The following is a 25,377-nucleotide window of genomic DNA, read 5'->3' as shown; positions in this document are numbered from 1 at the left end:
TTAGAGAAGAGACAAGATGACCTGGTCGATCATCGCGCGCGATCCCTCCACCGGCCAGATCGGCATTGCGGTTGCGACCCGGTTTTTCGCGGTCGGCGCGCGCGTGCCGCACATTGCCCCCGGCATTGGCGGCGTCGCGACGCAGGCGCTGGTCAACCCCTATTACGGCATCGACGGCGTAAAACTGCTGCGCGAGGGGCGCAGCCCGCGCGAGGTGGTGGACACGCTGATTGCCACCGACGACGGCCGCGAGGCCCGGCAGCTTCATGTCATGGATATTAAGGGTCGGATCGCCGCGCATACCGGCGCCGAATGCGTCGACTGGTGCGGGCATATTCAGGGCGACAACTTCTCCCTCGCCGGCAACATGCTGGCGGGCGCCGCCGTGCTCGACGACACCGCGCAGGCCTTTATCGCCAATGCCAGCCTGCCCTTTGCGCAGCGGCTGATCGTGGCCATGAAAGCCGGCGAAGCCGCCGGCGGTGACAAGCGCGGCAAGCAATCGGCCGCGCTGGTGATCCAGGGCGAGGAGGAATGGTCCGATCTCGACCTGCGCGTCGACGACCATACCGATCCACTTGCCGAACTCGAGCGGCTGGAACAGGTCAGCCGCGAGCGCTGGGTGCATTTCCGCCCCTTCCTGCCGACGCGGAAGAACCCGGCCGGGATCACCGACCGCGCGGTCATCGATGCAGCGATTGAAGCAGCGACGGCGGCCAAGGCATGACCGCGAGCCCGCTGATCGAAATCGAAGGCCTGCGCGTGGTCTTCCACGGCGACGACGGCCGCACCACGCATGCGGTCGACAGTGTCGATCTCAGCGTGGCCAATGGCGCGACGCTCGGACTGGTCGGCGAATCCGGCTGCGGCAAGAGCGTGACCTCGCTCGCCATCATGGGGTTGCTGTCGAAGCACTCCGCCGAAGTCTCCGGCTCGATCCGCTTCGACGGCTTCGATCTGCTCGACGTCCCCGACGAGACCCTGCGCGATCTGCGCGGCAACCGGCTGGCGATGATTTTCCAGGAGCCGATGACCTCGCTCAATCCGAGCTTCACCATCGGCGACCAGATTATCGAGACCATCCTGCGCCACCGTGGCGGCTCGCGGCGACAGGCGCGCGAGCGCGCCGTCGAGCTGCTGCGCCGCGTCCACATCTCCTCGCCCGACAAGCGGATCGACGAATATCCGCACAAGCTCTCCGGCGGCATGCGCCAGCGCGTGATGATCGCGATGGCGCTGGCCTGCGACCCGCGCCTTTTGATCGCGGACGAGCCCACCACGGCGCTCGACGTCACCCTGCAGGCGCAGATCCTCGATCTGATGCGCGAGCTGAAGGCCGCCAGTGGTGCGGCGATCATCCTGATCACCCATGATCTCGGCGTGGTCGCCGAAGTCTGCGACGAGGTTGCGGTGATGTATGCCGGCGAGATCGTCGAGCGCGCGCCGGTCGACGAGCTCTTTGCTAACCCGCAGCATCCCTACACCGTGGGCCTGCTCGGCTCGATCCCGCGGCTCGATCGCCGCGCCTCGCATCTGGCGACCATCGAGGGCATGGTGCCGAACATGGCAAACCCGCCGTCCGGCTGCCGCTTCGCCGCGCGCTGTCCGTTCGTCATTGAAACCTGCATCGCCGCGCCGCCGCCGCTGGCCATCGTGAGCACGGGCCATGCCTCGCGCTGCATCCGGGCGCCGCTGGAGCGGCTGGTATCATGACCGCGCTGCTCGAAGTCGAAGGGCTGGTGAAGCATTTCGTCGCCGCGCGTTCGGTGTTCGGCCGGCCGACCGCCTATGTCAAAGCGGTCGATGGCGTTAGCTTCACCGTCGAAGCCGGCAAGACGCTGGCGCTGGTCGGCGAATCCGGTTGCGGCAAATCCACAGTGAGCCGGCTGGTGCTGCGGCTGATCGAGCCGGATGCCGGAACCGTGCGCTTCGAAGGCCGCGACCTCGGAGCGCTTGACGCCAACAAGTTGCGCGCTTTCCGCCGCGACGCGCAGATCATCTTCCAGGACCCCTACGCGTCCTTGAACCCGCGCATGACCGTCAGCCAGATCCTCACCGAACCGCTGGCGCTGCACGATCTGGTGCCGGCTGCGCGCCGGCGCGAGCGGGTCGAGGAGCTGCTGCGGCTGGTCGGGCTGGAGCCGCGCTTTGCCCGCCGTTATCCGCACGAGTTTTCCGGCGGTCAGCGCCAGCGCATCGCGATTGCGCGGGCGCTCGCGGTGGAGCCGAAACTGATCATCTGCGACGAGCCGGTATCCGCGCTCGACGTCTCGATCCGTTCGCAGATCCTCAATCTGCTGCGCGACCTGCAGGACCGGCTCGGCCTCGCCTACATCTTCGTCTCACACGATCTGGCGGTCGTGAAGCACATCGCCGACCGCGTCGCCGTGATGAATCTCGGCGGCATCGTCGAGACCGCGGCCGCCGACGCGCTGTTTGCCGCACCCCGGCATCCCTTTAGCCGCGCGCTGCTGTCGGCCATTCCGGTGCCGAAGCCGCAGGCCAAACGCAGCCGCATCGTCCTGGAGGGCGAGATGCCAAGCGCGCTCAATCCGCCCTCTGGCTGCCGCTTCCATACCCGCTGCCCCTACGTCATCGCGCGCTGCCGCACTGAAATTCCGCCGCTGCTCGCCGACGGCACGGGACACGCCACCGCCTGTCACCGCACCGCGGAATTGCCGGCCCCCGAGAATATCGTGCCCGCCGATGGCGGCTTTTCGCCGGTGCTGGAAAAATTGGTCGCCGCCTTCAGCGGTGACACGGAAGGTGCAGGCCGCGCCGGGGTTGATATGATCGGAATACAGCCAACAGCGGTGTAATCGTAGACAAGGGGATGGCAGCAATGAAAATCTTTCGTTTGGCAATCACCGCAGCGGCGCTGCTGCTGTCGCTCGGGGCAACCGTTCAGGCCCAGTCCACGCTGCGGATCGGGCTTGCCGAGGATCCTGATATCCTCGATCCGACCATGGCGCGCACCTATGTCGGCCGCATCGTGTTCGCGGCATTCTGCGACAAGCTGTTCGACATCGACGAAAAGCTCAACATCGTGCCGCAGCTCGCGCTGAGCCACGAGACCTCGGCCGACGGCAAGGAAGTCACCATCAAGCTCCGGCCGGGCGTCAAGTTTCACGACGGCGAAACGCTGGATGCTGAGGCCGCGAAATATTCGATCGAGCGCCACCTCACCATGCCCGGCTCGTTCCGCAAGCCGGAGCTGGCCAGCGTCGATCGGGTCGAGGTGGTCGACCCCCTCACCATCAAGCTCGTTCTGAAAGCGCCGTTCTCGCCGCTGATCGCGCAACTCACCGATCGCGCCGGCATGATGGTCTCGCCCAAGGCGGCCAAGGAAGCCGGCGACAAATTCGGGCTGCGCCCGGTCTGCGCCGGGCCCTACAAATTCGTCGAGCGCGTTCAACAGGACCGCATGGTATTCGAGAAGTTCGCCGACTACTGGAACAAGGACGACGTCTTCATCGACCGCGTGGTATTCCAACCGATCGTCGACGCTACGGTGCGTCTCGCCAATCTGAAATCGGGCGGGCTCGATCTGATCGAGCGCGTGCTGGCGACCGACATCAAGGATGTGAAGAGCGATTCACGGCTGAAGCTTTCGACGGCGATCGAGCTTGGCTATCAGGGCATCACCCTGAATATCGGCAAGGACAAGGCCAAGGGACCGCTCAGCCAGTCGGCCAAGGTACGTCAGGCGCTCGATCTGTCGATCGATCGCGAAGCCATCAACCAGGTGGTGTTCAATGGCGAGTTCAAGCCGGGTAATCAGTGGGTCAACCCGGATCATCCCTATTACCAGAAGGCCTTCCCCCTTCGCGGGCGCGACGTCGCGAAGGCCAAGGCGCTGTTGAAGGAAGCGGGCGTTACGCCACCGGTCAACGTCGACTTCATGGTACCGAAAGGCGCAGAGACCGAGGCGGTCGCACAGGTGGTACAATCGATGGCATCGGAATCCGGATTCGACATGAAGATCAGGGTCACGGAGTTTGCGACCTCGCTGAAACAGGCCGAGGCCGGCGAGTACCAGGCCTTCATGCTGGCCTGGAGCGGACGGATCGATCCGGATGGCAATTCCTACGTCTTCCTGAAAACCGGCGCGCCGCAGAATTACAGCGCCTGGAGCAATGCTGAGGCCGACAAGGCCCTCGACGACGCCCGCCTTGTCACCGACCTGGCGCAGCGTAAGGCGATCTATGAGAAACTGGCCAAGGCGGAGATGGAAGACGAAGCCATCCTCTACATCTATCACCGCCGCATCCTGATCGCACACACTACCAAGCTCGATGGCTACAAGCAGATGCCGGATGGGCTGGTGCGCGTGGTCGGGCTGAAGCTGAAGTGAACATGGCAGCGCCCGGGATCGCGTCATGCTGAATTTCCTGACACGGCGCATCGTGCAGCTCATCCCGACGCTGTTCTTCGTCTCGATCCTGATCTTTTCGCTGCAGCAATTGCTGCCGGGCGATCCGGCGCTGGTGATGGCGGGTGAGGAACGCGACCCCGACGTCATCGCGCAAATCCGCCAGCAGTACCGGCTCGATCAGCCGGTGCCGGTGCAATATGTCTACTGGATCAAGGGCGTGCTTTCGGGCGATTTCGGCGAGTCGCTGCGGAACAAGGTGCCGGTGCGCGAGTTGATCGCGCAGAAACTGCCGGTGACGATGCAACTGGCGTCGATGGCGATCGTCATCGCCTTCCTGATCGGCATCCCCGCGGGAATCATATCGGCAGTCAACAAGGGCACGGCCTGGGACTACGGCGCGAATTTCTTCGCGCTGTGGGGCATCTCGACACCCAACTTCTGGCTCGGCATCATGCTGATCTTCCTGTTCTCGATCAAGCTCGGCTGGCTGCCGGCGTCGGGCTATGTGCCGCTGGCCGAGAACTGGCGCGCCAGTATCGCCTCCACCATCATGCCAGCCTTCGTGCTGGGCAATGCGATTGCCGCGATCCTGATGCGGCATACCCGCAGCGCCATGCTGCAGGTACTCGAAAGCGACTATGTCCGCACCGCCCGCGCCAAGGGCCTTTCCGAGCGTTCCGTCATTCTCAAGCATGCCATGCGCAACGCGCTGACGCCGATCATCACCCTCGGCGCGCTCGAACTCGGCACACTGCTGTCGGGCGCCGTGCTCACCGAGCAGATTTTTTCCATTCCGGGTTTCGGCAAGCTGATCGTCGATGCGGTGTTCAACCGCGATTATGCGGTTGTGCAGGGCGTCGTGCTGACGACGGCGACGATCTACATCACGCTCAACCTGATCGCCGATATCGCCTATGTGCTCGTCAATCCGCGGCTGAGGACGTAAGCATGACCGACGCCACGCTTAGCGCGTTACCGATTGCCGTCTCCGACGAACTGGAGAGCCCGGCGCGGCGCGCGTTGCGGCGTTTGTTCAAGCGCAAGGGCGCGGTGGCGGGCCTCGTCGTGATCGCCACTTTCGTCCTGCTTGCGGTGTTTGCGCCGCTGATCTCGCCTTATGAACCGATCGCGACGAGCTGGTCGCTGGTGCGCAAGCCGCCTTCCGCGCTGCACTGGTTCGGGACCGACGAACTTGGCCGCGACATTCTCGCCCGCGTGATCTACGGCGCGCGCGCATCGCTGCTGGCCGGTGCGATCTCGGTCGGGATCGCGCTTTCGATCGGCGTACCGCTCGGCCTCTTGTCGGGCTACCGCGGCGGCTTCATCGACGCCCTGATCAGCCGCATGACCGACGCGATGCTGGCCTGCCCGTTCCTGATCCTCGCGATTGCGCTGGCCGCATTCCTGGGTCCCAGCCTCGGCAACGCCATGATCGCGATCGGCATATCCGCGACGCCGATCTTCGTGCGCCTCACGCGAGGCCAGGTGATGAGCGTCAAGGTCGAGGATTATGTCGAGGCCGCGCGCGCCATGGGCAATCCGCGCTGGCGGATCGCGCTGTTTCACATCCTGCCCAACATCATGCCGGCGCTATTGGTGCAGGCGACGCTGTCGATCGCCGCCGCGATCATCGCGGAAGCCGCGCTATCCTTCCTCGGTCTCGGCCAGCAGCCACCGGCGCCATCCTGGGGCAGCATGCTCAACGCCGCGCAACGCTTCCTGACCAACGCACCCTGGATGGCGGTCTGGCCGGGGCTGGCGATCTTTCTCGTGGTGCTATCGTTCAACCTGGTCGGCGACGGCCTGCGCGACGCGCTGGATCCGAGGGAGCGGTAGGCGCTGGAAGGCCGTCATTGCGAGCGCAGCGAAGCAATCCATAGCGCCGCAAGGAAGGTGGATTGCTTCGTCGCTTTGCTCCTCGCAATGACGAGAAACCTGACTGCTGTCAAATCACCACTTCCCGCATCACCCGCCGGCAATCCATCTCATATTCCAGATCGATCACCGGCGGCCGCGCAAAGTGCCAAGTCAGGCCGGAACGCGCGGCGCCGCGGCGAACGAGCGCATCGGCAAAGACGTGGTGGAAATCGTGGATGGTGTAGGTCTGCACATCAGTCGCATCCTTCCAGCCATAGCCGAATTCGCCCATGCGCCGCTCCATCACGCCGGCGACGTAACGAACCTTCTCCGCAATGCCTTCCGGGCTGACGTCCCGGTAGCGCACCGTGCGCTCGGCATAGCTCGCATTGCCTTCCTGGGACTCGCCGCTGCCTGCGATGACAAAACTTGGCGTCGTTCCCTGGCTCGGCCGCGTGAATGAAAACGCATAGAACGAAGGCTCGGCCGGTGGATCGATCTCCGGACAGACATTGCTGCGCGCGACCGGGTTGGTTTTGCCGTCATAGACGCCCCACTCCGCCAGCGTCTTGACGTAGTGCAGGTTGAAATTGCGAAATCCTTCGTCGGTGAAGGCGGCCGGCGATCGCAGCTCGCAGGCACAGAACGACGTCAGCGGCCTGCCCGCCGCCTGAATGTATTTTGCGATTTGCGCAAAGCCCTCGGCCAGCGGCACCGTTTTGTCGAAACGCACCCGCTCGATTTCATAGCCGGGATTGGCTGCTACCCCGCCGGAATATTGAAACACGGCTGGAATGAAGCGGTAGTTGCCGGCTGCAAAGTCGCTGGTCATGTTGGCTCCCTTTTTCTTGTTTCCTAGCATGGAGAGCCGACCGCGTCGCCGGGGGCCGCACACCCCCGACACGAAAAAAGCGACGGCAGTGATCTCCGCTGCCGTCGCCCGTAACTTCTTGCCGCGCGAGACGGCTCAGGTCGGTTTGAGCGCCGATCTCCCGAGATCGAAATCGGCGATCTCCTTGGTCCGCTCCGAGCCGGCCTTCGCCTGGTGGTCGGTGGCCATCCAGACATAGACCGCCGGCAGCACGAACAGAGTGAACAGCGTGCCGATCGACATGCCCGCGACCACCACGAGACCGATCGAGAAGCGGCTGGCCGCGCCCGCGCCGGTTGCCGTCAGCAGCGGGATCAGGCCGGTGACCATCGCCGCCGTCGTCATCAGGATAGGACGCAGCCGGATGCGGGCCGCCATCTCGATTGCCGATCGCTTGTCGAGACCTTCCTTGAGCTGCAATTCGTTGGCGAACTCCACCATCAGGATGCCGTGCTTGGTGATGAGACCGACCAGCGTCAGCAACCCGACCTGGGTGTAGATGTTGATGGTCGCCATGCCGAAGAACAGCGGGATCAAGGCGCCAACGATCGCCATGGGAACGCTGATCATGATGACCAGCGGATCCCGCAAGCTTTCGAACTGCGCCGCCAGCACCAGGAAGATGATGATCAGCGCGAAGCCGAAGGTGATCGCAAGCTGGTTGCCTTCCTGCACATATTGGCGGGAATCGGCCAGATAGTCGTGACCGAAGCCGGCCGGCATCTTCTTCGCTTCGCCCTCCAGGAAGTCCACCGCCTGCCCGACCGTCACGCCCGGCATCGGCACCGCCGAGAAGGTCGCGGAGTTGAGCTGGTTGTAATGCGTCAGCGAGTTCGGATCGGTGGCCGTCTCGATCGACACGATGGTCGACAGCGGCACCAACTGTCCGGTGTTGGTCGGGACATAATACCCGCCGAGCGATTCCGGCGACAGCCGCATGCCGCGCGGCACCTGCGGGATCACCTGATAGGATCGTCCCTCGAGGTTGAAGCGGTTGACGTAGTTGCCGCCCAGCAGCGTCTGCAGTGTGGCGCCGACCTGCGCCATGTTGATGCCGAGGTCGCTCGCCTTGGAACGGTCGACGGAGACGCGCACCACCGGCTGATTGAAGTTGAGATCGCTGTCGGAGACGATGAACAGGCCGCTCTTGCGCGCCGCGTCCTTCAGCTTCTCCATCTGCTCATAGACAGTCTGGAAGCCGGAGGTCGAGTTGATCACCATCTGCACCGGCAAACCACCCGGCCCGCCCGGGAGCGGCGGCAGGTTGAACGCGAACGCCTGGACGCCTTCGATTTTGCTGATCTCGGCCTGCACCAGCGGCTTCAGCTTGATCGAGGAACGCGTACGCTCGTCCCACGGCTTGAGCAGCATGCCGGCGATGCCGCCTTGCGGCCCGTTGATGCCGTTCAGGACGAAGCGCAGGTCGGTTTCGGGAAATTTGGCAAACGCCTTGTCGAGCTTTTCGCCGTAGAAATCGACGTAGTCGATATTGGCGTATTTCGGCGCCTTGGTCACCGAGAACACGATGCCCTGGTCTTCCTCGGGTGCCAGCTCCTTGGAGGTGTTCATATAAAGGAAGCCGACCAGACCGAGGATCGTCAGCGCGAACACGCCGGTGATCGGCCGATAGTCGAGCGAGCGGTCGAGCTGCCGCCCATACCAGCGCGTCATCGCGCCGAACACGCGGTTGACCAGCCTGGCAAACCGTCCCTCGTCCGCGCTCTTGAGCAGCACCGAGCACATCATCGGCGACAGCGTCAGCGCAATCACGCCCGAGACGATCACCGAGCCCGCCAGCGTGAAGGCGAATTCGCGGAACAGCGAACCGGTCAGGCCGCCGAGGAAGCCGATCGGCGCGTACACGGCCGCCAGTGTGATCGTCATCGAGATCACGGGACCGACAATTTCGCGCGCGCCCTGCAGCGACGCCTGTACCGGCGTCTTTCCTTCCTCCAGATGGCGGTGGATGTTCTCGACCACCACGATGGCGTCGTCGACCACGAGCCCGATCGCCAGCACCATCGCCAGCAGCGTCAGCAGGTTGAAGCTGAAGCCCATCGCCAGCATCAGGCTGCAGACGCCGATCAGCGACAGCGGAATCGTGACCACGGGGATGATGACCGAGCGGAACGAGGCCAGGAACAGGAAGATCACGACCACGACGATCAGCACCGCCTCGATCAGCGTGTTCTTCACCTCGTCGATCGACGACTGAATGAACTTGGTGGAATCGTAAGCCACCTTCATCTTCATCGACGGCGGCAAATTGCGTTCGAGCTCCGGAAACAGCGCGCGCACGCCCTTGACCAGCGTCAGCGGATTGCCCTGTGGCGTCGCCTGCACGCCGATGAAGATCGCGCGCTCGCCGCTGAATGCAACGCTCGCATCCGAGCTTTGGGCGGCGAGTTCAACGGTTGCGATATCCTCGATCCGCACGAAGCCGCCGTCCTTGGACTTGACGATCATCTTCTTGAACTGCTCGAGGTTTCGCAGGTCGGTATTGGTCTGAACGTTCGAGACGATGAAATAGCCCTTGGCCTGGCCGGCCGCGGCCTGGAAGTTGTTGGCAGAGATCGCCGCCGAGACGTCGCTCGGCGACACGCCACGCCCCGCCATCCGCACCGGATCGAGCCACAGCCGCATCGCGAACGTTTGCCCGCCGAGAATGTCGGCCGACGCCACGCCGTCGACCGTCGACAGCACCGGCTGCACCACGCGCGTCAGATAATCGGAGATCGCCGAGCCCGAGAGCTCGTCGCTGGAGAAGCCGAGATACATCACGGCCGTGGTCTGGCCGGTCGTCTTGGTTACGATCGGATCGTTCGATTCCTTCGGGATCAGGTATTTGACCGAATTCACCTTGGCGAGAACTTCGGTCAGCGCCTGGTTCGGATCGAAATTGAGCTTGATGTAGACCTGAATCGTGCTGGTGCCCTGCACCGATGACGAGGTGATGTAATCGACGCCCTCGGCGGAGGCGACCGCCTGCTCGATGGGTGTGGTGATGAAGCCCTGAATCAGGTTAGCCGACGCGCCTGGATAGACGGTGGTGACGTTGATCACCGTGTTCGACAACTTCGGATATTGCCGGATCGGCAATACGCTGGCGGCCCTGAGACCGATCAGGAGGATCAGCAGGCTGACGACGACCGACAGGACCGGACGCTTGATGAAAATATCGGTTAAGGCCATCGCAAATTATCCCGCTGAGTTCAGCATTTTCGGGCGCGGTCCTTCTCCAGGACCGCTGCCCGCCTTTCGCCATCGCGGCCCCTCTAGGCCGCAATCATGTGTCAGTAGCGCGGCGGCTTCGCCGGGATCGGCGGCGTCGGATCGTTCGAGATCGTCACGGCCGCTCCCGATTGCAGCTTGAGCTGGCCGACCGCCACGACGCGGTCGCCGTCCTTCAAACCTTTCAGAATTTCAGCCCGCCCTTCGACGCGCTTGCCGGTCTGCACGAAGGTCCGCGTGACCGTCAGGCTGGTCTTGCCGTCTTCCTCCTTCTTCTCGTTGAGGAGGTAGACCGAGTCGCCATAGAGCGTGTAGTCGACCGCGGTTTCGGGCACGGTGATGACCGGCGGTTTGTCCGGCAACACCACCGTGGTGGTTGTGAACATGCCGGGCTTGAGGATCTTGTCCGGATTCTGGATCGTCGCCTGCACGCGGATGTTGCGCGTCTCGGTCGCGATCTGCGGCTCGATGGTGGTGATCTTGCCCTCGAAGGTGCGATCGGGATAGGCATCGACGGCGATACGAACGATCTGGCCGACCTTGAGCTGGCCGGAATCCTTCTCGGTCACGGTGAAGTTCGCAAACAGCACAGACAGATCGGTCAGCGAGACGATCTGCGTGCCCGCGGTCAGATATTGTCCGACCTCGACCTTGCGAACGCCGAGCTCGCCATCGAACGGCGCCCGCACCAGCTTCTGCGAGATGATGGCTTCCGTCTTGGCGATGCCGGCGCTGGCCTGATCGAACGCGGCCTGCGCCGTATCCACCGTCGCCTGCGGTCCGACCTGGCGCTCGGCCAGTTGCTTGGCGCGATCCAGCGATATCTGCGCCACCCGCTGTTGTGCCTTGAAGTTGGCAAGGTCCCCCTGCTCCGGACCGTCGAACAACTGCACCAGCGGCGTGCCCGCCTTCACGCTGGCACCGGGCGAGAACATGATGTCGGTGATGCGTCCGTTGACGTCCGACGTGACGTTAACCTGATGCACGGCGGCGAGATCGCCAACCGCGGTCAGGAGGTTCGGAATGGTCTCGGACTTCGCCACGGCAACGTTGACGCTCACCGCCGGCGGCTTGTTGTTCGCGAAGAACTGCGCGATCATCTTGCCGCGGAAGTAGTTGAACCAGACCAGGCCGCCGACCAGCAAGGCCAGCATCGTCCCCACGACGATGAACCAGCGCACCAGCCGGACCGGCCGCTTGTGCGGCTTGTCGGCGATCGGCTTTCCCGAAAGTTTGGGTTCAGTCACGATATTCATGTCATGCACTTTCTGCAGTTACCGATTGTCCCGGATTCGGTGACAGCTCGCAGCCCAGATGAGAAGCAATTGCGGCCTCGGTAAGTCCGATACCGCGCAGGATGAATTGAGAGAGCTGCCGCTCCAGATCGGCGGCGTTGCCGTAGGAAAGACAGGGCACGGCGGGAAGCCTCGTCAGCGCCGCCATCAGCACGGTGTGGTGGGCGAACCAGAACAGGTTGAGCGGATCGCTGCCGATCCGCGCCGCGTCACCGGCCGCAACGGCGCTTTCGATCGACGCGGTGAACACCGGCCCGATCAGGCCGCTGATCTTGTCGTAGAGCAGACGCGCGAACTCGCCGTCGTCGAGATGGCTGGTCGTCATCAGCCGCAGCCGCTGCGCTTCCTCCTGATCCGACCCGTCGGATACTTCCATGAAATGGCCAACCATGCCCTTGACCAGTTCAACCAGTGTGGCAGTTGAAGGCTCCTGGTCGAGCAGGTGTGCGAAATCCGGATCGGCCTCACACTCCTCCGCAAGTATCTCGGCATAGAGCGCCGCCTTGGAGGGGAAGTGTTTGAACAGCAGCCCTTCCGAAATGGCCGCGGCCGCCGCCACGCTCTTGGTCGTGGTGCCGGCAAAGCCATTACGGGCGAAGCATCGCTTGGCGGCACTCAGGATCAATTGCCGCCGCAAGTCACTGGTCATGCGCAGGGTAGACATGAGGGCGTGAGTAATCACTCACCTTGACGAAGTCAAGGATCTATTGCAGCGCACCCGTCGAATTTCGGCACGCTGCGGCAGCAGGAACACACCCTCATGGTGTTGTTTAAAAACCAGTTTTTCGCAAACCCCGCTCTCACCAGCTGTGGCACATTCCGATCGCCTGCAACCCCAGCGCGCCGCCAGTGGTCCCGGCCGGGGAGCCGTGGCGGTATGGCTTGGCGGTCCTGCGGTACCGCAGGCCGTCGCCTCACCACGAGCACCCTGCGCTGGCCGTGCCGCGCGCCGGTCATTCGTCATCTCTTCAATCCGAGTTGACGCCAGGTACGTCATTTAAGATAGTTGCAATTGCGACTAATTAGACGGTCGCCTACCTATTGTTCCCAAAGAGTGTGGCGGGCCATGAATTTGGATGCGCGCGAACTGGCGGCTACATTCGACCTCGAAAGGCTGACGCCGGAGTTCTATGCCAACCCCTACCCGACCTATCGCGCGCTGCGTGAGACCGATCCGGTCAAGCGGCTGCCGAACGGCTCGTATTTCCTGACCCGCTACGACGATCTGGTCGCAGCCTACAAGAACACCAAAACCTTCTCGTCGGACAAGAAGAAGGAGTTCTCGCCGAAGTATGGTGCCTCCCTGCTCTACGAGCACCACACCACGAGTCTCGTCTTCAACGATCCTCCGGCCCATACCCGCGTCCGCCGCCTGATCATGGGCGCGCTCTCGCCGCGCGCGATCGCCGGCATGGAGCCCGATCTGATCCGGCTGGTCGACCGCCTGCTCGACGCCATCGCCGCCAAGGGCAAGGTGGACCTGATCGACGATTTCGCCGCCGCGATCCCGATCGAGGTGATCGGCAACCTGCTCGACGTGCCCCAGCGCGAGCGCGAGCCCTTGCGCAACTGGTCGCTGGCCATCCTTGGCGCGTTGGAGCCGGTGATCGGCCCGGACGCCTTCGCTCGCGGCAACAAGGCTGTGAAGGACTTCCTGTCGTACCTCGAAGGGCTGGTGGCGCGGCGGCGGGCCAAGCCCGGCAATCCCGACCGCGATGTGCTGACCCGACTCATTCAGGGCGAAGACAATGGCGAGCGGCTGACGGAGAAGGAATTGCTGCACAATTGCATCTTCCTGCTCAATGCCGGCCACGAGACCACCACCAATTTGATCGGCAACGGCTTGGTGGCGCTGTCGAACCACGCGAGCGAGAAACGCCGGCTGATCGAAGACCCTTCGCTGATCAAGACCGCGGTCGAGGAACTGCTGCGGTTCGAGAGCTCCAACCAGCTCGGCAACCGCATGACCGTCGAGCCGTTCGAACTCGGCGGCATCGCGATGCCAGCGGGCACGCCGGTGACGCTGTGCATCGGCGCCGCTAACCGCGACCCCGCGCAATTCGCCGATCCCGAACGTTTCGATATCGGCCGTACGCCGAACCGGCACCTGGCCTTCGGCACCGGCGCGCACCAATGCGCAGGGATGGCGCTGGCGCGGCTCGAAGGCGCGATCTCGATCTCGCGCTTCCTTGCGCGCTTTCCGGATTATGCGCTCGCCGGCGAGCCGGTCCGTGGCGGCAGGGTGCGCTTCCGTGGATTTTTGAACGTGCCGTGCGAGGTCGGCTAGGGCGAATTTTCACCGGCCCCTGCGTCGGAAGACCGCAATGTAAGTCATGGACGAGGAGCGAACGATTTCTGCGCTTGCGCGTTGATGTGTTTGGGCGAGGGAGTTGAGATCATGCTTTCGCCAGGCGCTCGCATTGCAGCATTTTTTCTTGGTGTCTCCGCGATCACGGTGAGCACCGGCTCGTTCGCTCAAGATAGAAGAGGCCACGGCCCTGGTGGCGTGGCTGCGCCAGCAGCCCGGCCAGTGGGACCGCCACCGGCGATGGCCCGCCCAGCGGCGCCTCCGGCCATGGCGCGACCCGCCGCGCCGTCGTTCCGTGCAGCGCCCCCGCCGCAGCGTCCAGCTATGGCCCCGCATGCGCCGCCGCGTATCGCCGCGCCGTCGCGACCGGCTGCACCGCACATTGTGGCACCACGACCTGAGATCCATCGCGCCGCGCCATCGCAGCGACCGGCGATGACGCGACATCCCGAGCCACGCATCGCCGCGCCATCGAGCCCGGGCGCATCGTCCGCTGTGCGACCGTCGCGAAAGGAACAGATTGAGACGCGTGCACAGCAGCGCGAGCAGCGCATCCAGCAGCGGCAGCAAATCGTGCAGGAGCGGCAGCGTGACATGCTGTCGCGCCAGAGCACAGAGCGGCAGAACCGCATCGATCGCTTGCAGCAGCGCGTGCAGCAATTGCAGTCGCAAAAGCCGGAAGGTCTGCGGGCGCAACGCGCGCAGCAAAGGTCGCTGGAGACGCAGAACCGCCTGCTCCAGCGTGAGCAGCGCATGCAGCAAAGCGATCAGGCCCGCCTGCAGCGGCTGGGACCGCAGCCTTCGGCTGAACGAACTGCCGCTATGCAGGCTGCCGCACGCGGGCGATTTGCCGCACAGTTCCGCAGCAATGATGCCCTGCAAGCCCGGGCGGCGCTCACGGCCCGGGAAAATGGTTGGGCTCCCCGCCATGCCTGGCGTCGCGGTCATCGCGCCGCGTTTGTGGCCTGGCTCGGCCCGGTGTTCTGGCCCTACGCCTATTCTGACATCTTCGAATATACGTTCTGGCCCACCGCTTACGACCCCGGCTATTGGGCCTACGCTTATGACGACTTCGTCGACACGGTGTTCTGGGGTACCGACAGCCCGTATTCGGCCTACGCCCGATATCCGGAGCCTGGCGCGGCGATCACCGATTTTCGAGCGCGCGGACGCGCAAGCGTGAGCCCACGGACTCTCCGGCAATTGTGCGCAGATCCGGATAAGGGCGTGACCGCCTGGCCGATCGCGGAGATCACACGGGCAGTACGGCCGACGCCCGAGCAGCGCGCCCTGCTCGATGAGTTGAAGGCCGCCGCGGCAAAGGCTGCCGACGTGTTCAAGGAATCCTGCGCCGATTCCTATGCGATGACGCCGCCCGGTCGCTTGCGGGCGATGACGAACCGCGTAAGCGCCACACTCAACGCGGTCAAGATCGTGCGGCCAGCACTCGAGCAGTTTTATAATTCGCTGAACGACGAGCAAAAGGCGCGTTTCAACGCGCTCGGCCCGAATATCGGCGAGCGTTCGCAGCAGCAAGAAGCGAATGCTCAGGCCGAGGGCTGCGGCGATCCGAAATCCAGTCTCACCCAGCTGCCGATCGAACGGATCGAGGCTGTCGTACGGCCGGCTGGCGAGCAAAAGGAAGCGCTCGACCGCTTGAGCGACGTGACCAAGAAGGCGGTTGCAGGGCTGCAAGCTGCCTGCCCGGACGACGTGCCGCTTACGCCGATCGGTCGGCTGGACGCGATGGAGAAGCGGCTCAAGGCCATGCTCGAGGCAGCCGATTGGGTGCAAGATGCATTGGACAAGTTCTATGCCGCGCTGAGCAACGAGCAGAAGGCGCGCTTCAATACGCTGCAACAGACCGCAAGCCCCTGACCGAAAACCTTGACCCGATCCTCTTGCTGACGAGGTGATCGATTGAGGCAATGGCACTTCATCATGCTTCTCGCCTGGCCGACGGCCGGCCGGCGGCGCCGTAACCGGATGTTCCTGGTAGGCGCGTTGAGCGCAATGGCATTCATGCTTCCATCGCCTTCCGTGCTGCCTCAGGCGTCACAAGGCAAAGAGGACGCCTCAGGGCAGCAGGCGTTCAACAACGCCTGCCGAACGTGTCACATGGTGAGAGAGGGTGACAATCGCCTGGGCCCCAACCTGCACAAGGTGGTTGGACGGAAGGCAGGATCGCTGCCGGACTACGGGTTTTCCAGCGCCATGAAGGAGGCAGGCTTCGTCTGGGATGAGGAGAAGCTCGATCGCTTCATTGCAAACCCCGATGAGGTGGTACCCGGCAACAGCATGAAGCCGTATGGTGGCCTCCCATCGAGCGACGACAGAAAGAAAATCATCGCCTTCCTTGCTCAATCGCGATAGCGCCGCAGCCTCAGGCGTTTTCGGCTGCTAGGCCTCCCCCGTCACTTTCCCGTGCGCGCCAAGGCCAAGGCGCGCTCCATCGCCTGCGTTACGATCACCGCAGAGCGTTCGTCGAGATGAACGCCGTCGGCCCAGCGCAGCTCGCTTCGGTTCACTTCGATAGGCAACCATCGCTTCGAATCCGGAAACGCAGCGTGGACGATCTCCCGCGTGGTCGCAGCAAACCGCGAGCCTTCGATCGGTTCGGCATAGGGTAGCTCGAACAGCAACACCCGCGCGCCGCGTTGTTCCACCAGCCGGATCAACTCCTCGACTCGCTTCGCATTGAACTGAACGACATCCGTCGGATCCTCCGCATTGAACTGCTGCAGCGCGTGGTTCACATAGACTCGGTTGTCGAAATCGCCCGGCGGCTGCCCGACCAGTCGGCGCAGGTCGAGCGCAACCTGCTCATGCGTCAGCGGCGCATGAAGACGCTGCTCATACGCGGCTACCGCGGCCCGCACGGGGCGAAAGAAAAGCGGTTCAATATCGCCGCGCGAGTAACGTTTGACCAGCGCAGCATCGGTGGGACGGGCGAGAACATTCGCCTCGACCAGAATGACACCGGGGAGCCGCGGCTGCTTCGCAACGATCTCCAGCCCGGTGACCGGAGAGCCTCCCGCAAGCGCCAGATTCCGCAAGCCGGGCGTTGCAAAATATTCCTCCTTGAGGCGGAACGTGATCGAGCTGCCCACCAGCACGATGTCAGGCACCGGCTCGCGCAGGTAACGGCTCAGGGTGACCAGCGTGCCGTCCCGCGTCGTCGCCGCCGGCATTTGCAGCCCGCCGCCGAAGCGAACGGTGGCGAAGCCGCAGGCGATCAAGACAATCGCCGCGCCGGCACCACATTTTATCAACCACCGAACGGCAGACATTTTTCCTCGTCCCTAGAACTGAAAGTAGATGAACGACGTCTCAGCACCGGCCTCCAGATACATCAGCGCGGCCATCGAGCCGTAAAGATATGGCTCCGCCCAGCGGAGTCTTCCCTCGAACAGCGGGCGGAAACCAAGGTGCTGAATCATGACCGGCAGCGAATAGAGCAGCGCCAGGCTGTAGAACAGCTTGGTCGGGTTGGGATTCGTGGTCGGCGTAAACATGCCTGCGAGGTAGCCGACTGCATGATCGAAGTTCGGCAGCTTGAAGAAAATCCAGAGCATGGTGACGCAGACAAAAACCACGGTCATCCGCGCCGCCCGAAACACCGCAAAGTCGATCGAAGCCAGGCGCGCCAACAAGGGACGTTCGAGCACCAGCAGCAGACCGTGCAGCAGCCCCCACATCAGATAGCCGAGGCCGGCACCATGCCAAAGGCCGCCTAATCCCATCACGATCATCAGGTTCAAGTAGGTCCGCCATACGCCGTGCCGATTGCCGCCGAGCGGGACGTAGAGATAGGTGCGCAGCCAGGTCGACAGCGAGATATGCCAGCGCGTCCAGAACTCGGAGAACGAGGTCGAGATATAGGGAAGATTGAAGTTGATCGGCAGGCGGTAGCCGAACAGGAGACCAAGGCCGATCGCAATCGCAGAATAGCCGAGGAAGTCCGCGTAGATCTGATAGCTGTAGAGGAAAACGAGCAACCAGCGATCCTGGGTCTGCAGCGTCTCGTAGAGCGGGAAGCTTATATAGGACGTCATTTCATTGAGATTGTTCGACACGTAGAGCTTGAAGAAAAACCCGGTCAGGATCCATTTCGCGGCCTCGACGAACGCAATGTCCGCGAAATATTTCGGCTTGATCTGCGGCATGAACATTTCCGCGCGCGTGATCGGACCAGAAACGAGCTGCGGAAAGAAGATGATGTAGAGGAAGACGCCGGTCAGCGTCGGCGGCGTCGCCTTCTGCCGGGTGAGGTCGACCAGCAGGCTGATGTTGTGGAAGACGAAAAATGAAATGCCGATCGGCAGCGGCAGTTTCAGCAGGAAATCAAGCGGCGCGAAGTCGACCAGGCTGGGGGACGCCGGATCGATGAACAGCAGTTTGTATTTGAAGAACGCGAGCAGCGCGAGGTTGAATGCGATGCCGACCGGAAGCCAGACCTGCCGGTTTCGCAATGCCAGGACCAGGAAGAGGTAGGTTCCGAAAACCGCGACGGCGAGCAGCGCCAGCAGTTCCGGCTGGCCATATCCATAGAAGAACAGGCTGGCGAAGACCAGCAGCTGGACCTGAAACGCTCGCAGGGCCGGCAGGTAATAGGCCGCAAATACGATCGCGACGAAGACGCCGAACTGCCAGGAAGTGAAAGTCATGCCGCCCCAACGGTAGTCGGGGAAGCTCTAGCATTTCGACTTGGGAGGGCATAGCCGAAACCGGACTGCCGGTTCGCAGCAGGCCGCTCGATTCGGCGCAAATATACGGAGGATTCTAATTCCCGGCGGTGTTGAAGCGGGAAAGATCGCAATCCCGTTCGGCATATTTCACGCGGCGCAGGCCCTCGCGGTCTTCGACCACGGTCGGCCGGCAGCGTTCCTTCCAGGCGGCCTGGGCGGCTTCATCGGCCTTCAGCTCTTCGGCCGTCCGCGGCGCGATCTTTATGGTGCCGCCGCTGCCGACGAAGAAATTGGTCTGCTGGCTGGGAAGTAGCGGCGCGCCGGAGGCAATCGCCGCGGCCTTGGCATCCGCTGCAGCCCTCGCCGCACGGGCGGCCTGGGCGGCATCCGCGGCGTGGCCGTGGTCCATCGCAAACTGCGCGGACGCGGACGATACCGAAGCGACGACAATCGAGATTGCGATGAAGACGCGCATGGACACTGCCTCTTGAAATGAATGCCGTGCGTCAGCAATGACGGACAAGCATTGAGGCGCCGTAAAGCGGCGTGACTAACCGGATCGCAATTTGGTCGATAAAGATTTAGAGGTCTTTCGGGCGTGGCTAAGCGCCGAAACCATCGGGCACGGAAGGCCCGGAGCGCTCCTCGCTGGTTGCGAGGAGCGGAAGCGATGGGTTACTCGCTGCGGCCGAACTCGCAGCCCTTGCGGGCGTAAAGCAGACGGACGACGCCTTCATCGTCATAGGTGCGCTTCGGCTTGCAGAACGCTTCCCACTTTTCGATGCTGGCGCGTCTTGCCTTTTCGTCTTCCTGATCCTGCGCCGCGTTGCGCACCGGATCATCCAGGTAGGACGTCGTGCACACCCTGCCATAGAACTTGCTGTGGGTGCAGCGTTCCACGATCTGCCATGCCTGTGCCGATGTCGACAGCAGGACGAGGGTCGCAATTGCGTAAAGGATTTTCATGTTGTCGCTCTTCGCTATCGGAGACGTTCTCCGTGCGGTCTAGCTAGCGCCTCGACAAATGCGGGCGCAACGGTAACCCTTTGTTAATCTAAATAGCCGCGCAAAAGGTTAAATCTGGAACCGCGCGCTGTCTCTTCGCGCTACGTTATCAGAGTAAAGAGCGCATAGCAGTTCACATACGAGACAACACCGTCGGCCATTGAGACGTGAACAAGCGACTTCGATCGACGGCCGTTAGACCACCGTGCGATGCCGCGCGATGCAGGTCCGCAAAACCTCGTCCATCGGCTTGTTCCACCAGTCATTCGAGAAGATTTCGATCTCGGAATAGCCGGCAAAACCCTGCGCCTCGACCGCCGATCGCACAGATGTGATGTCGATGACGCCATCGCCCATCATGCCGCGGTCGTTGAGAATGTCCTTCGTGGGCACCAGCCAGTCACAGACGTGAAACGCCAGCAGACGATCCTTTCCGGCACGCGCGATCTCCGGCATCAATTCCGGATCCCACCAGATGTGATAGACATCGAGCGCGACACCGAGCGCGCCGGTGCGCTGCGGATCGAGCTGGTCGCAGATATCCAGCGCCTGCTTCGTCGTATTCACGCAGGCGCGGTCGGCGGCATAGGCCGGATGCAGCGGCTCGATCGCCAGCGGCATGTCGGCCGCTTTCGCATAATCCAGCATTTCGGCGATCGCGTCGCGGACCTGCGCCCGCGCCCCTGCCATGTCCTTCGAGGGCGCGCTTCCCGGGCGCGAATATTGAGGCAGGCCGCCGACGACCAGCACGATGCAGGGCGCGCCCAGCGCTCTGGCTTCGTCGACGGCGCGGCGATTGTCGTCACGCGCCTCGATGCGGTGCGCCGCATCCGCCGTGAACATGCCGCCGCGGCAATAGCCTGACAGTTCAAGCCCGGCATCGCGGACGGCCCGCACCGCGCGGTCGAGGCCTATGGCCGCAACCTGGTCGCGCCAGGGATCGATGGCGCGAATGCCGTGGCGCGCGCAGGCCTCGATGATCTGAACGAGATCACCCTGCTTGCGGACCGTCGCCGTATTCAGCGACAGCCAGCGATGATCGAAAGAAAAATCGCGCATCAGGGCTCGATGCCGCGCGTTGCCAGCACCGTCTTCATGCGCCGTGTCGCCAGTTCGGGGTTGGAGAGAAGCCCGGCCCCGTCGGCCAGACGAAACAGGCCGGCCAGATGCAACGTCGAGCGCGTGCTCTCCTGCCCGCCGACCATGGTGAAGTGATCCTGATGGCCGTTCAGATAGGCCATGAACACGATGCCGGTCTTGTAGAACCGCGTCGGCGCCTTGAAGATATGCCGCGACAACGGCACCGTCGGCCCCAGCACGTCATGGAAGCCGGCCGCGTCGCCCGCGGCCAGCCGCGACAGCGCATAGGACGCCGCCGGCGCGATGGCGTCGAAGATGCCGAGCAGCGCGTGCGAGAAACCCTGGTCGTCGCCGGCGATCAGTTCGGCATAGTTGAAATCGTCGCCGGTATACATCCTGACGTTCTTGTCCAGCCGCCGGCGCATGTCGATCTCGCGCCGCTTGTCGAGCAGCGAAACCTTCACGCCATCGACCTTGGCCGCGTTGGCATTGATGATGGCAAGCGCTGTATCCATCGCCTTGTCGAGGTCTGCCGTGCCCCAATAGCCTGATAGCGCCGGATCGAACATGTCGCCGAGCCAGTGAATGATCACGGGTTCGCGGACCTGTGACAGCACGCGGTTATAGACTTTGGCGTAGTCGTCGGCGTTGCGGCCGAGCTTTGCCAGCGCGCGCGAGGCCATCAGGATGACCCGGCCGCCGGCTTTTTCGACTGCCGCGATCTGCTCCTCATAGGCGCGGATCACGTCATCGATGGCCTTGGCGTCTTCCACCGCGAGGTGGTCGGTACCGGCGCCGGAAAATACCAGCGCGTTGCCCTTGGCCTTCGCCGCCTTGACCGAGCGCTGAATCAGCTCCAGCGAGGTCGGCCAGTCCAGCCCCATGCCGCGCTGCGCGGTATCCATCGCCTCGGCAACGCCGAGGCCGAGATCCCAGACATGCTCGCGGAACGCAATGGTCCGGTCCCAGTCGATTGCGGATGTCAGCCACGGATCGTTATCGGCAAGCGGATCCGCCACCACATGCGCGGCCGAGAACGCCACGCGGTTGAGCGTCCCTTCAAGCTTCGCCGGAAACGTCCGCGACGCCGCCAGGCCATAGGTTTCGATCGAACGATCCGCCGTCGGCAGTTTCAGTGACAGCGAAGACATCGGCAGGACAGGCCTGTTCATGGTTATGCCTCCTCACACCTTGATCGGGGCGACGTCGATCCAGCGCCGCTCGCGCCAGCTCTGCAGTGCGCATTCGGCAAGCTGTACGCCCTTGGCGCCTTCCAGCAGCGTGTATTTATAGGGCGCGTCCTCGCAGACGTGACGGATGAACATCTCCCACTGCTCCTTGAAGCCGTTGTCGTAGACGACGTTTTCGGGAACCTTCTGCCAGTCGGCATAGAAATCGTGGGTGCGCTTCTCGTCGGGATTCCACACCGGGCGCGGCGTCGCCTGGCGGGCCTGGATCACGCAATCGGTCAGGCCTGCCACCGCGGAGCCATGGGTGCCGTCGACCTGGAAGGTGACGAGATCGTCGCGGTAGACCCGCGTCACCCAGCTCATGTTGATATGCGCGATCACGCCGCCCTTGAGGCGGAAGGTGGCGTAGGCGGAGTCGTCGGCGGTCGCCGTGTACTTCTTGCCCCTCTCGTCGAAACGTTCGGGGATATCAGTGGTGCCGAGACAGCTGATGCTCTCGACCTCGCCGAAGAGGTTGTCGAGCACGTAGCGCCAGTGGCAGACCATGTCGAGAATGATGCCGCCGCCGTCCTCGCTGCGGTAATTCCACGACGGCCGCTGCGCTTCCTGCCAGCCGCCCTCGAACACCCAATAGCCGAACTCGCCGCGCACCGAGAGCATGCGGCCGAAGAAACCGGAATCGCGCAGGAACGCGAGCTTCTTCAATCCCGGCAGGAACAGTTTGTCCTGCACCGTGCCGTGCTTGACGCCCTTGGCGTTGGCGAGCCGCAGCACTGCGACCGCCTCATCGAGATTGGTAGCGATCGGTTTTTCGCAATAGACGTGCTTGCCGGCCTCGATCGCCTTGGTCAGCAGCGAGGGACGCGCCTGCGTAGTCGCGGCATCAAAGAAAATGGTGTCATTCTTGTCGGCCAGCGCCTGGTCGAGATCAGTCGACCAGCGCTCGATGTTGAAGCGCTTGGCAAGCCGCTCGACCTTGTCCGCATCGCGGCCGATCAGGATCGGATCGGGCAGCATGCGGTCGCCGTTGGACAGCAGCACGCCGCCCTGGTCGCGGATCGCGATGATGGAACGGATCAGGTGCTGATTTAGCCCCATGCGGCCGGTCACGCCGTTCATGATCAGGCCGAGGCGTTTGGTCGTCATACTGCTTTCTCCAGGGGAATTCGTGTTGCCGGGTGCGCCAGCGGCGACATCGCCGACCAGTCCGGATGAACTGAAGTGGCGAAGCCGGGTGTCGTCAGCGATCCCGTCAGGAGATCGCCGTCGTGGATCGCAAGCCGAACCTTGCCGCTGTCGCGGACATAGAGGTCGGGATGCGCTGATAAAAACGCCTCCGCTTCGGCGGCCGGCGTGTCGCCAAAACCGTCGACGTAATGATGGCCGTTGCGTTCGGCATGGGTGACGCCGATTAATGCGCCGAGTGCGAGATCCTGCTGCACCGCAAGGCCCGCCTGGCAGGTCAGGTCCTCGCCGGCGATGAAGCATTTTTCGCCGCCCGCGCTCCACTTGGCCGCACGGGTTGCGTTAATCACCGACTTGTAGATGCCCTTGCAGGATTTCGAGGAGATGCCGCGATAGCCGAGCGCCCGGGCCACCGGGAAGGCGTCGTAGGAATCGTCAGCCTCATCGACGATGAAGTCGCGCCGCGCCAGCGCCCCGAGCGGCGATTGGCGCGTGATGTCGCGCGGCATCGGCTGTTCGATATACAAGAGCTTTTGCGCGATCGGCCGCAGCGCAGCATCCCGATCGAGCCGATCGACCAGCGTGCTCAGTGCCGCCAGATCGGCATATTGCTCATTGGCGTCGAGCGTGACGCGGTAGCCATACGGCAGTGTGGCGAGTTCCTTGCCGATCCGGATCAGGCGCTCCGCATCGTGCGCGGGATCGCCGTTGAGCTTGAGCTTGAAATAACGCGCCCCGGCGTTTTCCCTGATGTCAGCGGCACCGCCCTCGCCTTCGACCTTGTCATCCATGCCGACCGTGTGCCGGATTGCCACGCGCTCCAGCCGCTTGCGGCCGGCAAGAAACTGCGACACGTCGGCTTCCGTCAGATCGCGCGACAGCCGCGCATCGACATCAGCGATATTGGCCGCCATGCCATCAAAGAAGTTGGCTCCTGTACAGCGCAGCAGCGCATCCAGGATCGCCTTGTCGATTTCGGCCGGCCCGTAGGCCGCCGCCAGTGGTGGGATATCTTCTCTGGCGCAAGCCTCGACCTGCGCGCCGATACAGGCGGCGTGCAGGCCGAATGCGGTCTCGAAGGTGGAATACGCCAGATAGATGTCGCGCGCGATCAGCAGCGAACGCCGCAACTCCTCAACCGTCTCCTGCGGTGAAAGCTGCGGCCGCTTGTCGAACCACTTTGGGACCAGAAACTCCGCGCTGGCGCCGACAGCCCTACCCCTGCCTTCGACCTCGATCTCGACGCGCACGAAAGCCTGCGGCGTCCCGTTGATGACGACCGCACCGAACCGGAACGGCCGAGCAAAACGCACCGGGCGCTCAAAGAACGATATATCGCGTACGGACAAACGATACGGCATCGAAGGCCTGCCTCAGTCCAGCGCGCTCTGGGTAAAGAAATGCTTGCGAATCCGCTGCACCAGCTCGGTGAAGGCGGGATCGGCCATGGCGTCGAGCGAGCGCGGGCGCGGCAGCGGCACGTCGTAGATCGCCGCGATCGCACCGGGCCGTTCGGTCATGACCAGCACGCGATCGGCCAGGAACACGGCCTCCGGAATCGAATGCGTGATCAGGAGTACGGTCTTGCCGGTCTCGCGCTGAATGCGCATCAGCTCGACATTCATCTTCTCGCGCGTCATGGCGTCGAGCGCGCCGAACGGCTCGTCCATCAGCATGATCTTGGGATCGTGCACCAGCGCGCGGCAGATCGAGGCGCGCTGCTGCATGCCGCCGGACAATTGCCAGGGCAGCTTCTTCTCGAACCCTTCGAGCCCGACCAGTTTCAACAGCGCCTTCGCCCGCGGCAGATATTTTTCGCGCGACAGCCGTTTCATGTCGATCGGCAACATCACGTTGGAAAGGATGTTGCGCCAGGGCAGCAGCAACGCGTTCTGGAACACGATGCCGACATTGCCGTGCGGCTTCGTCACCTGTTCGCCCTCGACCAGGATTTCACCGGTCGATGGCGCCAGCAGCCCGGAGATCATCTTCAGCAGCGTGGACTTGCCGCAGCCGGACGGGCCGACCACGACAAAGAACTCGCCCTCGTTGATGTGGAAATCCAGCGGCCGCAGCGACGGCACGTCGCCGTCGCGCGAACGATAGGTCTTTGAGACGCCTGACAGCGTGATGCCGGGCGCGGCGCCGCCGGCGCGATCCGACACCAGGCGCAGGTGGGCGCCTTGGCTCATATCGGATGGTTTAGTCGCCGGGTTCATTCAGGTGAGTCCATTCGGAAGAACCTCCCACAGCCCGTCGTCCCTGCGAACGCAGGGACCCATATGCCGTGTC

The 25,377-nt window shown here is 63.3% G+C and carries 22 protein-coding genes; 9 read left to right on the top strand and 13 right to left on the bottom strand.

Annotated features, from left to right (window positions below; genetic code table 11):
* Positions 1-16 precede the first annotated feature (16 nt).
* From JQ624_RS29945 to JQ624_RS29920, 6 genes are read left to right on the top strand one after another with little or no spacing between them, the layout of a single operon-like run.
* Positions 17-727, top strand: a complete 711-nt coding sequence (locus tag JQ624_RS29945) for a DUF1028 domain-containing protein (RefSeq protein ID WP_212422508.1) — start codon at positions 17-19, stop codon at positions 725-727.
* Entirely contained in the window at positions 724-1,713 is a 990-nt protein-coding gene (locus JQ624_RS29940) for an ABC transporter ATP-binding protein (RefSeq protein WP_212422507.1), read from the top strand. The genes JQ624_RS29945 and JQ624_RS29940 overlap by 4 nt, the downstream gene beginning before the upstream one ends.
* Positions 1,710-2,819, top strand: coding sequence for an ABC transporter ATP-binding protein (locus JQ624_RS29935; RefSeq protein ID WP_212422506.1), 1,110 nt, complete (start codon positions 1,710-1,712; stop codon positions 2,817-2,819). Before JQ624_RS29940 ends, JQ624_RS29935 begins: the two co-directional genes overlap by 4 nt.
* Before the next feature lie 23 nt (positions 2,820-2,842).
* Positions 2,843-4,354 (top strand): ABC transporter substrate-binding protein, encoded by a 1,512-nt coding sequence (locus tag JQ624_RS29930; RefSeq protein ID WP_212422505.1) that lies wholly within the window; start codon positions 2,843-2,845, stop codon positions 4,352-4,354.
* A gap of 25 nt (positions 4,355-4,379) precedes the next feature.
* Positions 4,380-5,321: an ABC transporter permease gene (locus tag JQ624_RS29925; protein WP_212422504.1), complete on the top strand. Its 942-nt coding sequence runs from the start codon at positions 4,380-4,382 to the stop codon at positions 5,319-5,321.
* A 2-nt stretch (positions 5,322-5,323) separates the two neighbouring features.
* Positions 5,324-6,211: an ABC transporter permease gene (locus tag JQ624_RS29920; RefSeq protein ID WP_212422503.1), complete on the top strand. Its 888-nt coding sequence runs from the start codon at positions 5,324-5,326 to the stop codon at positions 6,209-6,211.
* Positions 6,212-6,320: 109 nt separating this feature from the next.
* On the opposite strand, the gene JQ624_RS29915 is transcribed toward JQ624_RS29920, so the two are convergent.
* The 4 genes from JQ624_RS29915 to JQ624_RS29900 all read right to left on the bottom strand — a co-directional run bounded on the left by JQ624_RS29915 (position 6,321) and on the right by JQ624_RS29900 (position 12,278).
* Complete coding sequence (locus JQ624_RS29915) at positions 6,321-7,064, bottom strand: hypothetical protein (protein WP_212422502.1); 744 nt, start codon at positions 7,062-7,064, stop codon at positions 6,321-6,323.
* Positions 7,065-7,199: 135 nt separating this feature from the next.
* On the bottom strand, positions 7,200-10,295 hold the full coding sequence (locus JQ624_RS29910) for a MexW/MexI family multidrug efflux RND transporter permease subunit (RefSeq protein WP_212422501.1): 3,096 nt from the start codon (positions 10,293-10,295) through the stop codon (positions 7,200-7,202).
* 101 nt (positions 10,296-10,396) lie between these two features.
* Positions 10,397-11,590: an efflux RND transporter periplasmic adaptor subunit gene (locus JQ624_RS29905; protein WP_212422500.1), complete on the bottom strand. Its 1,194-nt coding sequence runs from the start codon at positions 11,588-11,590 to the stop codon at positions 10,397-10,399.
* Position 11,591: 1 nt separating this feature from the next.
* On the bottom strand, positions 11,592-12,278 hold the full coding sequence (locus JQ624_RS29900) for a TetR/AcrR family transcriptional regulator (protein ID WP_212422537.1): 687 nt from the start codon (positions 12,276-12,278) through the stop codon (positions 11,592-11,594).
* Positions 12,279-12,695: 417 nt separating this feature from the next.
* Here JQ624_RS29900 and JQ624_RS29895 point away from each other — a divergent pair, with 417 nt between their 5' ends.
* The 3 genes from JQ624_RS29895 to JQ624_RS29885 all read left to right on the top strand — a co-directional run bounded on the left by JQ624_RS29895 (position 12,696) and on the right by JQ624_RS29885 (position 16,310).
* Positions 12,696-13,916, top strand: a complete 1,221-nt coding sequence (locus JQ624_RS29895; protein WP_212422499.1) for a cytochrome P450 — start codon at positions 12,696-12,698, stop codon at positions 13,914-13,916.
* A 168-nt stretch (positions 13,917-14,084) separates the two neighbouring features.
* Positions 14,085-15,815, top strand: coding sequence for a Spy/CpxP family protein refolding chaperone (locus JQ624_RS29890; protein ID WP_312014518.1), 1,731 nt, complete (start codon positions 14,085-14,087; stop codon positions 15,813-15,815).
* 63 nt (positions 15,816-15,878) lie between these two features.
* A complete protein-coding gene (locus JQ624_RS29885) occupies positions 15,879-16,310 on the top strand; it encodes a c-type cytochrome (protein WP_409334387.1) in 432 nt (143 codons plus the stop codon).
* A 41-nt stretch (positions 16,311-16,351) separates the two neighbouring features.
* On the opposite strand, the gene JQ624_RS29880 is transcribed toward JQ624_RS29885, so the two are convergent.
* The 9 genes from JQ624_RS29880 to JQ624_RS29840 form a co-directional block, all read right to left on the bottom strand.
* A complete protein-coding gene (locus JQ624_RS29880) occupies positions 16,352-17,128 on the bottom strand; it encodes a hypothetical protein (protein WP_212422497.1) in 777 nt (258 codons plus the stop codon).
* A gap of 111 nt (positions 17,129-17,239) precedes the next feature.
* Positions 17,240-18,604, bottom strand: a complete 1,365-nt coding sequence (locus JQ624_RS29875) for an MBOAT family protein (RefSeq protein WP_212422496.1) — start codon at positions 18,602-18,604, stop codon at positions 17,240-17,242.
* Positions 18,605-18,719: 115 nt separating this feature from the next.
* Entirely contained in the window at positions 18,720-19,100 is a 381-nt protein-coding gene (locus JQ624_RS29870) for a hypothetical protein (protein WP_212422495.1), read from the bottom strand.
* Positions 19,101-19,300: 200 nt separating this feature from the next.
* Entirely contained in the window at positions 19,301-19,591 is a 291-nt protein-coding gene (locus JQ624_RS29865) for a hypothetical protein (RefSeq protein ID WP_212422494.1), read from the bottom strand.
* Between the two features lie 234 nt (positions 19,592-19,825).
* Complete coding sequence (locus JQ624_RS29860) at positions 19,826-20,689, bottom strand: sugar phosphate isomerase/epimerase (protein ID WP_212422493.1); 864 nt, start codon at positions 20,687-20,689, stop codon at positions 19,826-19,828.
* On the bottom strand, positions 20,689-21,882 hold the full coding sequence (locus JQ624_RS29855; protein WP_212422492.1) for a dihydrodipicolinate synthase family protein: 1,194 nt from the start codon (positions 21,880-21,882) through the stop codon (positions 20,689-20,691). Before JQ624_RS29855 ends, JQ624_RS29860 begins: the two co-directional genes overlap by 1 nt.
* Positions 21,883-21,894: 12 nt before the next feature.
* Positions 21,895-23,046, bottom strand: a complete 1,152-nt coding sequence (locus JQ624_RS29850; protein WP_212422491.1) for a Gfo/Idh/MocA family protein — start codon at positions 23,044-23,046, stop codon at positions 21,895-21,897.
* Entirely contained in the window at positions 23,043-24,446 is a 1,404-nt protein-coding gene (locus tag JQ624_RS29845; RefSeq protein WP_212422490.1) for a mandelate racemase/muconate lactonizing enzyme family protein, read from the bottom strand. The genes JQ624_RS29850 and JQ624_RS29845 overlap by 4 nt, the downstream gene beginning before the upstream one ends.
* Before the next feature lie 12 nt (positions 24,447-24,458).
* On the bottom strand, positions 24,459-25,304 hold the full coding sequence (locus JQ624_RS29840) for an ABC transporter ATP-binding protein (RefSeq protein ID WP_212422489.1): 846 nt from the start codon (positions 25,302-25,304) through the stop codon (positions 24,459-24,461).
* Positions 25,305-25,377 lie beyond the last annotated feature (73 nt).

Origin of the sequence: Bradyrhizobium sp. AUGA SZCCT0283, from assembly GCF_018130385.1 — a bacterium.
Lineage (GTDB): Bacteria > Pseudomonadota > Alphaproteobacteria > Rhizobiales > Xanthobacteraceae > Bradyrhizobium.
The sequence above is the reverse complement of the archived record's forward strand: the minus strand, read 5'-3'. Positions and strand labels throughout refer to the sequence as shown.